Below are 16348 nucleotides of genomic sequence, written 5' to 3'. Positions count from 1 at the left end.
TCAAGCTACGAACCTGTTCCTATGCTGATTTTTTCGTCAAGTTTGCTGAAAGTGGTGTACCCTAGAGGAGGGAACGGATTTTTAGGGATACCCAATCATGTTAGTTGCAGAGTTCCGAAACCACTACCCTCAAGGGGGTTTAATTAGTGAGTTAGTGCAGTTTAAACAGGGAAAATATATCGTGCGAGCGCTCGTGCAGGTTGAAGGTGTCACCCTCGCCACAGGCCACGCGGCGGCGGATACGGTGGAGGCGGCGGAAGATCAAGCCCGAGAGCGGGCTTTAGCCCTATTGCTGTCCTATGAAAAGGCGAGTTCCCCAACACCCGCCCCGGTTTCTTATGGGGCGCGCCATCCCGAACAGAATGGAGAGGGTCAAGCGACCCCAACATCTCCCCCCAAATCTGCGCCCATTGCCCCCTCAGAGCCTCCCCGAGAGCCGAATCTCCCCCAGGTTGAGTCCTCCCCCGTGACCACAGTTTCCCCCGTATTAGAGCCTCTGCCTGAGCCGGATTCGGAGTCGGTGCTGCCCCCGGTAGAGGCGATAGAAGAGACTCCGGTTGAAATAACTCCCTCCCCTGCCGTAGAACCAACTCCTCCGGTGGAAACCCCTCCCCCTCCTCCTAGCACTCCCTCAGTGAATTTAAGTGAATCCCCGATGGATTTTTCTGATGTGATTGCTCAAACGAATATAGAACTTAAACGATTGGGCTGGACGAATGAACAGGGGCGGGATTATTTGTTACAGACTTACGGGAAGCGATCGCGTCAATTGTTGAGTGATCATGAATTGGTGGAATTTCTGGACTATTTGCGATCGCAACCCTAACCCCTATGTTTCAGCGCCACTTCGCCCACCCCAAACTCCCTTTCATCCCCCCCCGCTATAACCCCCTCGTCCTCCGTCTCGCTCACCTCCTGCTCCCCCTCTTCCTGCGCTTTCGTCTCCGGCGCTGGCTGATTGGGGGCATCTCTCGCCTAGAAACCAGTCCTCTGGACACCCTCCTCCACCTCTACCAACAATTCCAACAGGGCAAAATCCGCCTCATCCTTGCCTTCCGCCATAGCGAAGTAGAAGATCCCCTAATCCTCATCTATCTGTTTTCCCGTGCCATTCCCCGCGCCGCCCAACGACAAAACATCTCCCTCACCTCCCCCATTCATACTCACTTTCTTTATGATCGGGGAATGACCATCTGGGGCGGAGATTGGCTCGGATGGGTCTTATCCCGAGGGGGTGGCGTTCCCATCCATCGCGGCAAACCCCTAGACCGAACCGCCCTAAAAACCGCCCGTGATTTGCTCATTAACGGTCAATTTCCCATGACTATCGCCCCAGAAGGAGCCACCAACGGTCATAGTGAAAAAATCAGTCCCCTAGAGCCTGGCACCGCTCAACTGGCCTTTTGGGCTGTGGAAGACTTAGCCAAACACCAGCGCAAGGAAACCGTTTTGTTGCTCCCCATTGGCATTCAATACTACTTTATCCGTCCCCCTTGGTCGAAGATTGGCAAACTCATCCAACACTTAGAAAAAAACCTCGGTTTACCTCCTCTCCCCATTGTGGCTGAACCCGATGTTTTGTATCAGCGTTTATTCAAGGTTGCCGAAACCTTACTGTTACAAATGGAGGATTTTTATCACCGCTTCCACCACTGCCCCATTTCCCCCGTTGCTGTAGACTCAAATAGTCCCCCTACTCAACCCTTAGAACAACGCCTTAATCACTTACTTGATGTAGCTTTAACGGTAGCGGAGGACTACTTTAAAATTGAGCCTCAAGGGAACTTCATTGACCGTTGCCGCCGCTTAGAAGAGGTGAGTTGGAATGTTATTTATCGGGAAGATATTCCTAACTGGCGGGGAATTTCTGCCTTTCAACAGGGATTAGCAGATTGGGTCGCTCAAGAGGCCATCCTACAGGAAAAACATATGCGCTTAGTTGAGAGTTTTGTGGCTGTAACCAGTGACTATATCACAGCAGAAAATATTACGGCGGAACGAATGGCCGAAGTGGCGTTAATTTTGTTTGATTGTGTGGAACGGATTCGCGGGGTTAAGATTCCTAAGCGTCCTCGTTTAGGTCAACGGTGGGTTAAAATTACCCTGGGTGAGCCGATTTCAGCGAGTGATCGTTATGGGGCATATAAGGCAGGGAGACATCAAGCCAAACAAGCAGTTAAGGATTTAACGGCGGAAATTCAAGCACAATTAGAGGGTTTAATTGAGGCGAGTTCGGGTGGGCTAGGTTGAGGAATGGAGTCGGGAGCAGGGAACAGGGGGAGGGGGAGCAGGGGAGCAGGGGAGAGGGGGAATAGTGAATAGCCAAAACTCTTGACTATTGCCTTTTCCCGATTCCCGACTCCCTAGGGCGCAAGCATTGCGCCCCTACACCGACTCCCTATTCCCTATTCCCTATTCCCTGTTCCCTGTTCCCTAAGAGTTATGTCCTACAATCCGCACAAACTTTGATAGTTGTTGATTAACTCTAATAAAACAGCGCGACATTGCAGACAAGTTAAGTCTTGTAATAACTGACAAATGCCTTGAGTATCGACGGGATAGGTTGCGCCAATGAAATCAGAATTTAGGTTAAAATTGGGGGCAAGTTCTACGACAAATCCGTAGAGTTTTTGATTAGAAAAGGAACTATTAACCGACCAACCTTGAGGATTCAGGGGGATAATGCGATCGCACTGTGTTCTCTCAATGCCTAATTCCCGTTGCAGAATCTGCCGGACAACCGTTTCCCGTGGGGTGTCAGGAGGGATGCGGCCCCCCGGAAAATCGAGTGTCACTTCTCCCACCCCCGGACGATACAGAGGTTTCGGGAAAATGAAAAAATCTTGCTGAATTGTCACAATAACGGCAGAATCTGCCTTTTCAATGCGCCAATAGTCTAACCGTTTGCCGCGATGATCCTCTAGGTGTTCCCCAATCAGAGTTAGCCAAGGCGATCGCATTTCCACAAAACGATTAAGCGTTTTCCAAAAGGGAGAGTCAGAAAAAGTCATGGGTTGCCATTGCCCTCAAGATCGGCTAAGATTCCTACTTAACATAATCTGTTTTCAACCAAGCGGGTTAAAGTTTTAGAGGAACTCCCTAATCATCAGGGTTCAACACATCAGGGTTTAGATTCAGCGATCGCACGCTACATTCAGATTCAGACCAAAATCTCCACCCTAGAGTAGAATCGGGTTATTTCCCCCCAATCGCCCCTTTATCTTGATCGTCGGAAGAAGACCCTCGATTTTATCGACGGCATGAATGACGACATATTACAACAGTATCCCCCGAATTGTAAAATTGTGCTATAACCTTACTAGCAATGAGCAAGAATTGAATGCTTAACCTTACTTACAACTATAAGATAATTCCAACCAAAGAGCAGACAGAGAAGATCGAATTAAATTTAACTGTCTGCCAATCTGTTTGGAACTATGCTTTAGCCCAAAGAAAGCTTTGGTCTAACAGTCGTAGTTGTCAGGTCAACGCTTGCTCTATTCGTTCAGAATATATTGTTGCTCCCTTTGAATATCCTAACTACCATACTCAATCTGCCAATTTAACCCAAGCTAAAAAGACTAACGATTTCCTTAAGTCTGGTAATGCCCAAGCGATGCAGCAAACATTGCGGAAATTAGATCGGGCGTTTAACGACATGAAAAGCAAGGGACTAGGTTTTCCTCGCTTCAAAAGGAACATGAAGTCTTTTAATTTAGTTAGTAGCAGAATTGAAGTCAATGGTAACAAGCTAAAGATGCCTCTATTGGGGGAAGTTAAGTTTGTCAAGTCACGGGATATTCCAGAGGGTTTTAAGATCAAACAAGTTCAAGTAATCAAGAAAGCATCGGGTTACTCTGTCAACGTAGCAATTGAGCTTGATGTTAATATCCCAACCCCAATACCTCATGGTCACGCTTTGGGGATTGATGTTGGGATTCAAAGTATGCTGGCAACTTCCGATGGTTTGACTCTTCCTAGGCCGAAGTTTTTAGATAAAGCACTGCGTAAGATTAAATTACTACAAAGAAGGCTTAAAAATAAAGACAAAGGGTCTAATAAATGGCAGAAGCTACAGCATCGGATCGCTCTATTACATGAGGCCGTAGCCAACAGAAGAAAGGATTACCATTTCAAGTTAGCCCATCAACTCTGTGATGGAGTCGGGATGGTATTTGTTGAAGATATTAACTTCACAGCTTGGAGTAGAGGACTATTCTGTAAGCAATCTCTAGATATGGGTTTAGGTCAGTTCTTTACTATCTTGCAATATGTTTGCTCTCAAACGGATACATATTTTGCCAAGGTCAATCCAGACTATACCTCTCAAGTTTGTCCTGAATGTGGAACCCATACAGGTCAGAAAGAACTCTCTCAAAGGGTTCACTCTTGCTCTGAATGTGGCTACACCGTGGATCGGGATGTTGCTGCTTCAATGATAGTAAAACAGCGTGGATTAACTGCGGTCGGTGCGCCCGTGGTCAAACAGCCCAGTCATGGCGTTCTGTCGGGGACTTCGGTCTAGATAAGAGTCTATATGGGAATCCCTCGCTTTCAGCGAGGGGAGGTTCAATACATCAACTACATCACCCTCCCTGAAATCATCAAGGTTGCCTGCTACCCAGTCGTGTATCCTACCAAGCTTAAAAACTGTGAAACGCTTACTCTCCCTTTGTTGTAGCAGCTTTGTTTTGTTGGCTGGTCTAACTGCCCCCAGTTCAGCACAAGAAGAGTTGAACCCTTCCCTCCCCTCCACAGAAGCTCAAGATTTGCTGATTGCTCCCCGCATGGGTGGGGGAGTCGAATCCTCTGGGGGTGGCACTCCCCGCTTTACCCAAGTTGAAACCTTCCTGCCCCTTGTCCAAACCCCCGGCGAAAGTTTACTCTTCCTAGAAGGCCGCATTCTATGGCTAGACTACGAAACCCTCGGCACCAGTTTACTCCTCGGTCAGCGCTTCTATGAGGAAAAACGGGATTTGCTCTTAGGGGGGTATGTTGCCTTTGACACCAGAGACACCGGAAATGCTAACTTTAAGCAATTGGGACTGGGGTTTGAGCGGCTCAGTAGTACATGGGACTTACGTTTAAATGGCTACTTCCCCCTCGGCACCTCTCGTCAACAAACGGCTGAGGTCATCTCTGGAGACGGACAAACACAAGTAACCGATTTTGGATTTCAAGGGAATTATCTCCTCCTCTCGGGTCAACGCAGCTTTAACACCCTCCGCACCTTTGAGTCCGCTATGTTGGCCATAGATGGGGAAATTGGGGGGAAAATTGCGGATTTGGGCAATTTTGGCGAATTGCGAGGTTATGGGGGGCTGTATTATTACAATGCGCCTCAGAATACGGTGTTGGGGTGGCGGACTCGTTTGGAAGCCACGGCCGACAATAGCCAGTATCGTGTGGGTTTAACGCTACAGGATGATAAGCGCTTCGGCACTAACTTCATTGTCAATTTTGGCATGAATTTCGGCGGCAAGTTGACCCGTAGTCCGGGGAGTCCTGTGTCTACACCGGACCGTTTGGGTCATTTGGTCGCCCGCAATAGCACGATTGTTGTAGTTCCGACGGTGGAAGAATTTACCACGGTGGAAGGATTTGCCGATGAGAAGGCGATTAATCCCGTCACGGGGGAACCTTGGTTTTTCCATCATGTGAGTAATACTGGGGTGGCCGGGGGCGATGGGACGATTGAAAATCCCTTTGGTTTGGTGGGGAATTTGAATATCTCAGGAACCGCCATTTTTGGGGCAAATACCAACAACATCGACAATCGCAACGAAATTGTCTATGTACAGTTGGGGAATAATCCGGGGATTCCTAGCTTTACCATACCGGATCAGGTGCAAGTCCTCTCTACGGCTCCTTTACAGACTGTCCCAACTCAACGGGGAACGGTGAAATTGCCCTTATCGGATAGGGGTTTAGCCAATCGTCCTCAAATTGTGGATACGGTGAAATTAGGGACAAATAGCGTGATTTCTGGCTTCCAAATCACGGGGGTACAGGATGCGGGGATTGTGGGGGAAAATGTGGGCGGTGCGCAGGTGCGGGATAATGTGATCACCAGTGCCACTCATCCGGCGTTACGTCTGCAAAATACCACCGGGACGATGGAGTTTTTGCGCAATGAGATGATTGGCAATAATCAAGGGGCGATTGAAGGGCGACAGGTGGAGAATGTGAGCATTACTGGGGGGTCCATTAACAGTCGCAATGCTCCGGGGGATGGAATTAGTTTAGACCAAGTTCGCGGCACGGTAACGGTGGAAAATAGCCCCATTACGGTGAGTAATGCGGCCGGGGCAGGGATGAAATTGAGTAATGTGACGGGAGAGGTGAAATTGAGTAATACCCCCATTTCTGTGAGTAATTCTGGGGGGGATGGGATTCGTTTAGACCAAGTTCGCGGCAGGGTAACGGTGGAAAATAGCCCCATTACGGTGAGTAATGCGGCCGGGGCAGGGATGAAATTGAGTAATGTGACGGGGGGGGTGAATTTAACGGGCAGTAGTGGGAATCGCCTTGAAGGGAGCGGTAGGACTGGGCTTGAGGTGGAAAATTCAACGGGTGCGATCGCCTTTTCTAATTTCAATATTACTCACTCCGGCAGTAGCGCGGCAATTGTCGCCAATACTGTTAGTAATCTCCAGTTCACCAATACCAGCGTCAGCGCCACAGGACAAGGGGCGTTTCAGGGGAATACTATCCAAAACCTGAGTTTTGCCGGGGGCAGTCTCACCAGCGCCAATTCTGCTAATAATGGCCTAGTGTTAAACAATGTGACGGGAGGGGTGAATATTAGTAATACCACCTTCAACCTCACCAACTCCCAACAAAATGGAATCAGCCTTAATAATATTGCCGGAACCGTGAATATCAGCGCCGGAGAAGGGAGTCAAATTCGCAACACCGCCAACTCCGGGATAAAAATTCAGAACTCCTCCGGTACTATCACCCTCTCCAACTTCCAAATCACCGAAACAGGCGGCACACCGGGCGCAGACGGGGGAATTTTTGGCAGTAATTTAACCAATGCAACGATTACAGTTAGTAACAATACCTTGACAAATGTCCGCAATCAAGGAATCGCTTTTACTGAATCAACAGGTCTATTTAATATTACCAATAACCAGATCAGCAACACTCAATTTGCTAATGATTTTATTGGTCAAGGCATTGGTTTTTATAACGTTAACGGTACGGTAAACATTACCGGAAATAGGATTATCAACACCACCGGAACGGGAGATTCTGCCTTTACTCCCCCTAATATTACAACAGCGAGCGGACAAGCTATTGCTGTGGCGAATGAGCGGGGAAATATTCAGTTAAATCTTGAGAACAATACTGTTAGCAATAGCTACGATGATGCCATTCTAGTTATTTTAGGTCGCACCAATCCCAACGTTGCAGGAAATCCCGGTAATGCCACCGGAACCTTGAATATTAGGAACAATCAAGTCATTGACAATGGTGCAATTCTGCCGGGTAATACACAACGAGGGGATGGTTTAGTGATTGGCTTATTTGAAAATGCCGTTGCAGAAAATATCACCATTCAAGGCAATACATTCCGCAATAATGCCGCCGGAGGGATTGATATTGGTGTAGGGTTAAATGTGGGAAGTACGGCTGAAATTCGGAATTTGTTGATTGATAATAATGTAATTGTGGATAGTCAAACGGAAGGGATTAGGCTTTCCTTTTTGGCTAGCTCTGTCGCGAATTTAACCATTTCTAATAATGAGATTGCTGATCATAATAATATTGGAATTTTAATTTCAGCCTTTGGCATTCCCGCACCGGGTGGAGATCCAAGCATGACAACAGGGAATGCTAGATTTACCGCTAACATTTTTAATAATTTTGTAAACATGAATAGCCCGGAAGTATCTATGCAAATTGGTACAAATAGCGCTCAGAACTCTTGTGTCAGTTTAACTGGAAATACCAGTGATACAGAGTATGTTTTCTTTAGAACAGGGGGAATAGGTGCGCTTTCTATTGTTAATAGAGATAATCTTAGCACTCTAAATACCATAGCGATTGGAGCCGTGTTGTTTCTGCCAACTCCACCCGGTTCAACTTTATTCCCTTCCGTTTCCGCTTGCCCATAAAATTTCAACGTAACAGAGAAATCCGGTTTCCCCAATAGACCAAAAGAATCTGAAATAGCTGTCTATTAGAGACAGGGAATGGTTAGGTTTCGCCTCCACCCCACCCAACCTACAATTAACTACAGGTAGCACCTCCTTTTCCACAACCGGGAAAATACTGGTTTTTGGCCACTTCTTAGCGATACAATCGAAAATAGCCAATTGTAACGGAATAGTCAGCAAGATCCGGCTGCTGATCGCTAAAGTTCTCAGAGGATATCACTGCCCTGAGAACCCCAAACCCCCCAATGGGTTACGGATTCAAAGTCTACCCAGCCGTGAAAAGTTAAGCCCGTGTACATTTTGTCAAGTCGTAAGTTTCCCGACTCCTGGTTCCCTTGATAAAAAGCTTAACGGTTCAGCCTTGGGATCTACCCTGCTAACTTACCCACTATGCTTGACCCACGTGATCGATATTTTATGGATTTTGGTTTGTTCTGGCTTGGTGTTTTCCATGCAAGCCGGATTTATGTGTTTAGAATCCGGGCTAACTCGCTCCAAGAACAGTATTAATGTCGCGGTTAAGAATCTCGCCGACTTCGGGATTTCCGTCACCCTCTTTACTAGCGTAGGTTATGCCCTGATGTTTGGGGCTTCTCACGGAGGATGGTGGGGAAACTCCTACTGGTTTCTTCATTTTGATCAAACCCCCTTTAAAGCCGCCATTTTTCTGTTTCAAGTCATGTTTTGCAGCACAGCCACCACCATTGTTTCTGGGGCGATCGCTGAACGGATTCATTTTAATGCCTATCTCCTCATTGCCTGTCTCATTTCCGGCTGCATTTATCCCCTATTTGGCCATTGGGCTTGGAATGGCCTCCTAGACGGTCAAGCTCTCGGGTGGTTGGGTCAACTGGGCTTTGTAGACGTTGCCGGGGCTACTGTTGTCCACAGTATGGGGGGCTGGGTGTCCCTCGCTGCCCTCCTCGTCATTGGCCCCCGTCTCGGCCGCTTTCCTGCCCCCGGAAAACGCCGCAAAATCCAAGGCTCTAACCTTCCTCTCGCGGTTCTAGGTGCGCTGATTCTCTGGTTTGGCTGGTTAGGCTTTAATGGCGGTAGTACCTTTGAATTAAGTCCGAAAGTCCCTCATATCCTACTCAACACCATTTTAGCGGGAGTGGCCGGAATGGTAGTGGCTACTGCCCTGACTTGGCAACGGCGCAAGGTTCCCGAAGTGGAAATGGTGATTAACGGGTCGATTGCGGGCTTAGTGGCCATTACGGCCGCCTGTAATCTTGTCTCGGCTCCCCTCGCTTTGGTTATTGGGGGAACAGGAGGCGCCGTGATGGTTCTGGTTTCTGCTCAATTAGAACAGTGGCAAATTGATGACGCGGTGGACGCGGTGGCGGTGCATGGGGCGGCCGGCTTTTGGGGAACCCTCGCTGTGGGCTTATTTGGCAATCCGGAACTCATTGGCACCGGGTTAAGCAAAGGGAGTCAAATCGCGGTGCAGTTTTTCGGGGCTTCTGTGGCTTTGCTTTGGGGTTTCGGGATTACCTATATTATTTTAAAATTAATTAATCGTCGTTTTCCTCTGCGAGTCAATGCTGAAGCCGAACAGGCGGGACTCAATGTTTCCGAACACCAAGCGACAACAGAACTCCATGATCTCTTTGCGGTGATGGAGAAACACGCCCAGAGTGAAAATCTGAGTCTACGGGTGCCGGTGGATCCCTTTACGGAAGTGGGGCAAATTGCCAAACGTTATAATCAGGTGATGGATGCCCTAGAAACCGCCAATGAGGAAATCTACCAACTCAATGAGCAACTGAAAGCGGATAACCTCCGGTTAAGTGCAGAATTGGACATTACTCGACAACTGCAACAGATGCTGTTACCCCGGGAGAAGGATTTAGAGGCGATCGCAGACCTCGATATTTCCGGCTTCATGGAACCGGCCGCAGAAATTGGTGGTGACTACTACGACATCCTGAATCATGACGGTCGGATTAAAATTGGGATCGGCGATGTCACCGGACACGGCTTAGAAAGTGGAGTATTAATGATTATGGTACAAACCGCCGTCCGCACCCTACTCGCCAACAATGAACAAGATCCAAAAAAGTTTTGGGATACCCTTAACCGCACTATTTACGCCAATGTCCAACGCATGGGCTCCGAGAAAAATCTCACCCTCTCTCTCCTCGATTATTACGAGGGAAAACTCTGTGTCAGTGGACAACATGAAGAATTAATCATAGTCCGCGCCAATGGGGATATTGAACGGATTGATACCATTGATTTAGGCTTCCCCATTGGTTTAGATGACGACATTCGGGATTTTGTCGATCAAACCTATGTTCAACTGTTCACCGGAGATATTGCCGTAGTCTATACCGATGGTATTACTGAAGCAGAAAATCTAGCCGGAGAACATTATGGACTTGACCGCCTCTGTCATATAGTGAAAAACTACCGCCATCTCAACGCCTCAGCCATTCAAAAAGCCGTCGTTGATGACATTCGTCAGCACATCGGCAGCCATACAATCTATGACGACATTACCCTAGTGGTTCTCAAACAAAAATCAGTCTAACGGTTCATATCGGGAGATTCCAGAATGCTCAATTTATTAAAAAAGAACACATGGCTAATGTTCTTGATTCTAGCCAGTTTTTTAACAATTCTCCTTCTGAATCCCTTGCTGGGCAGAACCCAAGACACCCCCATTAAAGTGGGAGTTCTCCACTCCCTCACCGGGACAATGGCTATTAGTGAAAAACCTGTCGTCGAAGCCACCCTCATGGCTATTGAGGAAATTAACCAACAAGGGGGCGTTTTCGGTCGTAGGATTGAGCCTATAGTAGTAGATGGTGCATCCAATTGGGACATCTTTGCTGAACTGGCGGAAAAATTGATTGTCGAAGATCAAGTTATCACCGTGTTTGGTTGTTGGACTTCAGCCAGTCGGAAAACCGTTAAACCCATTTTTGAGAAGTATGACCACTTATTAATTTATCCTGTTCAATATGAAGGCCTGGAAGCCTCTCCTAATATCCTTTATACAGGGGCAGCCCCCAATCAGCAAATTTTACCCGCCGTCAAATGGGCATTTAATAACTTAGGAAAACGCTTCTTTTTAGTGGGTTCTGATTATATTTTCCCCCATGTTGCCAATACTATTGTGCGGGAACAACTTTCGGCTTTAAATGCAGAAATTTTGGGAGAAGAATACTTACTGTTAGGGACAACACAGGTACAAAATGTTATAGAAAAAATTCTAGAAACTCAGCCAGATGTTGTGATTAACACGATTAATGGAGATACCAACATTGCTTTTTTTAATGAACTCAAAAAAGCGAATATTACCGCCGAATCTATACCCGTAATTTCGTTGAGTATTGGTGAAAATGAATTGCAAAGTTTTGACCCAGATATTGTGAAAGGACACTATGCCGCTTGGAATTATTTTCAAAGCATTGATAGTTTAGAAAATGAAAAATTTATTCATAATTTTCGTGAAAAGTATGGAGAAAATCGCATGATAAGTGATCCGATGGAAGCTGCTTATGTTGGGGTTTATTTATGGAAACAGGCTATAGAAAAAACTCCGAATTTTGATATTCAATTACTGCGAGAAAATTTAAAGGATCAAAGCCTTAGCGCCCCCCAAGGTCCGGTTTATGTGGATCCTCAGACTCAACATCTTTGGAAAACTGTTCGAGTAGGTCAAATTGATCAAGACGCTCAATTTAAGATTGTTTGGAGTTCAGGCAAGCCTGTTCGACCCATCCCATATCCGATGTATCGTTCTGAAACGGACTGGAATAAACTATTACAGCAATATCAACTGCAATGGCGAGGACAATGGTCAAATCCAAAAACCGAATAAAAAATCTTATAAACTGGGATAGGGTGAGGTTATTGATTGCTCAAAAGACCATCTACAAAAAATTGCTAGGCTGGTTTTTACTGTTGACTTTAGTTCCTCTGTTAATTGCCAGTACCTTAACCTTTTTTTCCTCTAAAGATGCTCTCGTTCGCGAAATCAATAATAACCTGATTACGATTACCCGAAGCAAAGCAGAACAGTTAGAAACCTATATTAATAATACCAAGCTTAATGTGGTGATGCTCAGTCATATGCCTACCATCACCGAGATGATTAAATTAATTGAGGAAGATCCCACAGCAACCTCTAATGAAGTCCGCCAAGAAATTTTAAAGTTTAATCTATTTTTAACCGAATATTTTAAAGATGCTCAATATCGGAATGTGGTGTTGCTGAATACTCGGGGAGAGATTTTATTTGATTATACGGATCGACAAAATTCCTTTCGGCAATCCCTACAAATTGTTGCGCCAAATTCAGAACTCAAGGATGTGTTTGAACAGGCGAAAACATTACAAGAAGTGAATATTTCTAACTTTTTTTATGATCGTCGTTTGCGGACTCCGAGTTTCCTGATTGCGGCTCCAGTGTTGGAGCGAAAACGAGTGATTGGGGTGTTGGTCATTCAAATTGATGATACGGTATTTTCTGAAATCGTCAACAACTATACAGGGTTAGGATTAACTGGGGAAACTTTGGTGGGGATTAAAACGGAGGATTCCATTGTTTTGGTGAGTCCGACACGACATAATCCTAATGCGGCTTTAGAGTATCGTGAACCTTTAGTGTCTGAGTCTCTCTCTCCCTTACAACAGGCGGTTCGGGGGACAATTAGCTATGGTAGGATGAGGGATTATCGCGATCGCATCACCTTAGCCGCTTGGCGTTATCTTCCCTCTCTAGATGGGGGAATGGTGGTTAAAATTGACGAAGCGGAAGCCTTAAAAGCGGTTGTTACTCAACGTAATAGTTTTATTATTTTAGTCACATTAACTGTCATTATTGTGGCTATTTTATCCCGCTATATTGCCCGTTCTATTGCCTATCCGATTATCCAATTGAGTAAAGTGGTGCAACGGTTTGCTCAAGGGTATTTAAGTGAAAAAGCACCCATTCTAACCCAAGATGAGATCGGCTTTTTGGCTGAATCGTTTAATCAAATGTCTAGTCAACTGAATCAGACGTTTCAATCTTTAGAAACCATTAATCATGCTTTAGAGGAACGAGTCGCCCAACGAACGTTAGAACTGGAAAAAGCCCATCAAGAAATTTTAAAACTAAATGAACAACTCACGGCTGAAAACTTGCGCATGAGTTCGGAGTTAGAAATTACGCGCCAACTGCAACAGATGATTTTACCGAAAGAATCGGAATTGACTCGTATTGATGCCCTAGAAATTGTCGGTTTTATGGAACCAGCCAGTGAAATTGGTGGAGATTATTATGATATCTTGAGCTATGGCGACCGAGTTTTTATCGGCATTGGGGATGTGACGGGACATGGTTTAGAGAGTGGTGTGTTGATGATTATGGTACAAACGGCGGTTCGTACTTTAATCGCGAGTGAGGAAACCAATCTGATTAAGTTTTTTGAGGTGTTAAACCGGACTATTTATGATAATGTGCGCCGGATTAATTCGGAAAAACATCTCACGTTAGCGTTACTCAACTATCAGGAGGGAACGTTAACGTTAAGTGGTCAACATGAAGAGGTGATTTTAGTCCGATCTAATGGCAGTGTTGAGCGCATTGACACGATGGATTTAGGGTTTCCCATCGGCTTAGATGATAATATTGTTGATTTTATTGCTCAGTCTACAATTCACTTGGAATCTGGGGATATTGTGGTGTTATATACTGATGGCATTACGGAGGCAGAAAATCCTGAAAATCTACAGTATGGGATTGATGCACTCTGTAAGGTGGTGCAGCAAAATAGTCACCGCACCGCGCAACAAATTCGCGAGGCGGTGATTGAAGATTTGAAGCACCATATTGGAGTTCAGACGATTTATGATGATATTACTTTGGTGGTGATTAAACAACGTTGATTGATTGGAGGCAAGAAGCCATTTTGATAAGTGATAGGGAACAGGGAACGGGGAATAGGGAGTCGGGAGTCGGGAGTCGGGAGTCGGGAATCGGGAGTCGGGAATCGGGAATCGGGAGTCGGGAGTCGGGAATCGGGAATCGGGAGTCGGGAGTCGGGAATCGGGAGTCGGGAGTCGGGAGTCGGGAGTCGGGAGTCGGGAGTCGGGAATCGGGAGTCGGGAGTCGGGAGTCGGGAATCGGGAATCGGGAGTCGGGAATCGGGAATAGTTAATAATTATCAACTCCCCCTCTCCCCTGCTCCCCTGCTCCCCTGCTCCCCTGCTCCCCTGCTCCCCTGCTCCCCCTCCCCCTGTTCCCCGTTCCCCGTTCCCTTAACTCAAACGCCAGCCTTTTTTCACGACTTGACGACTGCGCGCAATAACGAGGGAATCGGCTTCTACGTCTTCTGTGACAATAGATCCCGCTGCAACGGTGACATCTTCCCCCAAGGTGAGGGGGGCCACTAGGACGCTGTTCGATCCGGTTTTGGTGCGATCGCCTATTTTTGTCTCATGCTTGTTCACCCCATCATAATTGGCCGTAATCGTCCCAGCCCCAATATTCACCCGCTCCCCTAATATGGCATCCCCTAAATAAGACAAATGAGCGACATTGGTTCCTTGACCAAGGGTGGTTTTCTTTAACTCGACAAAATTTCCTAGACGACAGGACTCTCCCACCGTCACATGACCCCGTAAGTGGGTATAGGGGCCTACCCTTGTCCCAGTAGCTACGCGACTATCGGTAATGACCGAATAAAAGACTGTCACCTGTTCCCCAATCTGGCTATTTTCAATTAAACTACCGGGGCCAATGCGACTCCCCCGACCAATTTGGGTATTCCCCCGGAGGTGGGTCTGGGGTTCAATAATTACATCTGGGCTTAGTTCAACAGTATCATCAATCGTGATGCTATCGGGGTCAATCAGGGTAACTCCGGCCTTCATCCAAGCGGTTTTGATGCGGTCTTGTAGAATGGAATAGGCGATCGCCAACTGTTGACGATCATTAATGCCGAGAATCTCTTGTTCATCCTCCACATCCAGCGCCATCACCTGATCTAACTGGCTGAATACATCGGTGAGATAATACTCTTGCTGGTCATTATCGGCCTTTAAATGGGGCAAAATAGCCGCTAATTTAGGCCAATTAAAACAATAGACCCCCGCATTAATGCGACGGTTTTCCTTTTGTTGGGCGCTACAATCTCGATGTTCAATAATCTGCTGGACATAGTTTTCCCCATCACAAAACACCCGACCATAGCCATAAGGATCTGCCAACTGTGCCGTTAACAAGGTGGCCCCATTACCAAAATGTTGATGAGTTGTGACCAGTTTTTCTAGGGTTTCCGGGCGTAAAAGCGGCACATCCCCATTTAAAATCAAGATATCCCCTTGATAGTCTGCTAAGGGAGAAAGCAACTGTTGGATGGCGTGTCCTGTGCCTAACTGTTCCCTCTGTTCGACAAACTCCACCCCCTCATAATGAGCGAGAGACGCTTGCACCTGTTCCCCACCATAGCCAATAATGACCATTTTCCGCACAGGTTGACTGGTTTCACAACTTTGTAAAACTCGTTCGACTAAACTTTTGCTACCCAAGCGATGTAAGACTTTGGGTAGGTCTGACTTCATGCGAGTTCCCCGTCCGGCTGCTAGAATTGCTACCGCTACCATGATTGATCTTGTTCGTCCCGTTAGATTTTTCGTCCTCTATCTTAAGGGCAAAGGAGGCCTTACCGTGAACTCTTGCTGTTGGTTGGGTGAAGTATCAGCGCTACCCAACACCCCCCTAGACTTACAAAATTTCGCTCATTGTCCAATAATTATTTAAAGTGGCAATAGTTTCTAGGAAATTCTCAAAGGTGACAGGTTTAATCATATACCCCGCTACATTCAAGTTATAGGCTTTCACCTTGTCCTCGTCCTCGTTAGAGGTGGTTAAAACAATTACGGGGATTTGTTTTAATTTAGGGTCGGCTCGTAACTGTTGTAAAAATTCAATCCCTCCCATTTTAGGCATATTTAAATCTAACAAAATTAGGCGATGATGCTCTGGATAATGTTGAGATAATCCTAGGCTATCTCGGAGCATTCTTAAGGCATCTAACCCATTAGGAGCTACCCATAAATGATGTTCTAAGTTATTCTTTTTAAAGGCTCGCTGGACGGTCATCACATCCACTTCATCATCATCAACTAACAAAACATTTAGACGTTTTGGCATGGTTTATTCTCCCAATATTTACCCAATTAACCCC

Annotated in this window: 11 protein-coding genes; 8 read left to right on the top strand and 3 right to left on the bottom strand. The window is 46.4% G+C overall.

Features of this window, described 5'->3' with window-relative positions; translation table 11 throughout:
* Positions 1-97 precede the first annotated feature (97 nt).
* Together SPI9445_RS0119870 and SPI9445_RS0119865 are read left to right on the top strand one after the other, a co-directional pair.
* Positions 98-826, top strand: a complete 729-nt coding sequence (locus SPI9445_RS0119870; RefSeq protein ID WP_017306537.1) for a hypothetical protein — start codon at positions 98-100, stop codon at positions 824-826.
* A gap of 5 nt (positions 827-831) precedes the next feature.
* Positions 832-2250 carry a 1-acyl-sn-glycerol-3-phosphate acyltransferase gene (locus SPI9445_RS0119865; protein WP_017306536.1) on the top strand — a complete coding sequence of 473 codons (1419 nt, stop codon included), beginning with the start codon at positions 832-834 and terminating at the stop codon, positions 2248-2250.
* A 197-nt stretch (positions 2251-2447) separates the two neighbouring features.
* Here the strand turns inward: SPI9445_RS0119865 and SPI9445_RS0119860 are convergent, their stop codons facing one another.
* The gene (locus tag SPI9445_RS0119860; RefSeq protein ID WP_017306535.1) at positions 2448-3011 is read right to left on the bottom strand and encodes an NUDIX hydrolase; all 564 of its coding nucleotides are present in this window, start codon (positions 3009-3011) and stop codon (positions 2448-2450) included.
* Positions 3012-3340: 329 nt separating this feature from the next.
* On the opposite strand from SPI9445_RS0119860, the gene SPI9445_RS0119855 reads away from it, so the two are divergent.
* From SPI9445_RS0119855 to SPI9445_RS26285, 6 genes are all read left to right on the top strand, one after another.
* Positions 3341-4525, top strand: coding sequence for an RNA-guided endonuclease InsQ/TnpB family protein (locus tag SPI9445_RS0119855; protein ID WP_017306534.1), 1185 nt, complete (start codon positions 3341-3343; stop codon positions 4523-4525).
* A gap of 127 nt (positions 4526-4652) precedes the next feature.
* Complete coding sequence (locus SPI9445_RS0119850; RefSeq protein ID WP_017306533.1) at positions 4653-8123, top strand: beta strand repeat-containing protein; 3471 nt, start codon at positions 4653-4655, stop codon at positions 8121-8123.
* Positions 8124-8568: 445 nt separating this feature from the next.
* A complete protein-coding gene (amt, locus tag SPI9445_RS0119840; protein ID WP_033375184.1) occupies positions 8569-10698 on the top strand; it encodes an ammonium transporter in 2130 nt (709 codons plus the stop codon).
* Positions 10699-10722: 24 nt separating this feature from the next.
* On the top strand, positions 10723-11994 hold the full coding sequence (gene urtA, locus SPI9445_RS0119835) for an urea ABC transporter substrate-binding protein (RefSeq protein ID WP_017306530.1): 1272 nt from the start codon (positions 10723-10725) through the stop codon (positions 11992-11994).
* 83 nt (positions 11995-12077) lie between these two features.
* Positions 12078-14045 (top strand): SpoIIE family protein phosphatase, encoded by a 1968-nt coding sequence (locus SPI9445_RS27820; protein ID WP_164674566.1) that lies wholly within the window; start codon positions 12078-12080, stop codon positions 14043-14045.
* Positions 14042-14317, top strand: a complete 276-nt coding sequence (locus SPI9445_RS26285; RefSeq protein ID WP_017306528.1) for a hypothetical protein — start codon at positions 14042-14044, stop codon at positions 14315-14317. The genes SPI9445_RS27820 and SPI9445_RS26285 overlap by 4 nt, the downstream gene beginning before the upstream one ends.
* Positions 14318-14417: 100 nt before the next feature.
* On the opposite strand, the gene glmU is transcribed toward SPI9445_RS26285, so the two are convergent.
* Positions 14418-15764: a bifunctional UDP-N-acetylglucosamine diphosphorylase/glucosamine-1-phosphate N-acetyltransferase GlmU gene (gene glmU, locus SPI9445_RS0119820; protein ID WP_017306527.1), complete on the bottom strand. Its 1347-nt coding sequence runs from the start codon at positions 15762-15764 to the stop codon at positions 14418-14420.
* Between the two features lie 121 nt (positions 15765-15885).
* Entirely contained in the window at positions 15886-16314 is a 429-nt protein-coding gene (locus tag SPI9445_RS0119815; protein WP_017306526.1) for a response regulator, read from the bottom strand.
* Between the last annotated feature and the right edge of the window lie 34 nt (positions 16315-16348).

The sequence above is a fragment of the Spirulina subsalsa PCC 9445 genome, assembly GCF_000314005.1.
GTDB classification, from domain to species: Bacteria; Cyanobacteriota; Cyanobacteriia; order Cyanobacteriales; family Spirulinaceae; genus Spirulina_A; species Spirulina_A subsalsa.
Note: the sequence above shows the minus strand (reverse complement) of the source record. Positions and strands in the feature narration are given on the sequence as shown.

What these genes read in the sequence shown, in the direction of transcription:
- SPI9445_RS0119865 (WP_017306536.1), top strand. Translation starts at nt 832, where the DNA reads ATGTTTCAGCGCCACTTCGCCCACCCCAAACTCCCTTTCATCCCCCCC.
- SPI9445_RS0119855 (WP_017306534.1), top strand. Translation starts at nt 3,341, where the DNA reads ATGCTTAACCTTACTTACAACTATAAGATAATTCCAACCAAAGAGCAG.
- urtA (WP_017306530.1), top strand. Translation starts at nt 10,723, where the DNA reads ATGCTCAATTTATTAAAAAAGAACACATGGCTAATGTTCTTGATTCTA.
- glmU (WP_017306527.1), bottom strand. Translation starts at nt 15,764, where the DNA reads ATGGTAGCGGTAGCAATTCTAGCAGCCGGACGGGGAACTCGCATGAAG.
- SPI9445_RS0119815 (WP_017306526.1), bottom strand. Translation starts at nt 16,314, where the DNA reads ATGCCAAAACGTCTAAATGTTTTGTTAGTTGATGATGATGAAGTGGAT.
- SPI9445_RS0119860 (WP_017306535.1), bottom strand. Translation starts at nt 3,011, where the DNA reads ATGACTTTTTCTGACTCTCCCTTTTGGAAAACGCTTAATCGTTTTGTG.
- SPI9445_RS0119870 (WP_017306537.1), top strand. Translation starts at nt 98, where the DNA reads ATGTTAGTTGCAGAGTTCCGAAACCACTACCCTCAAGGGGGTTTAATT.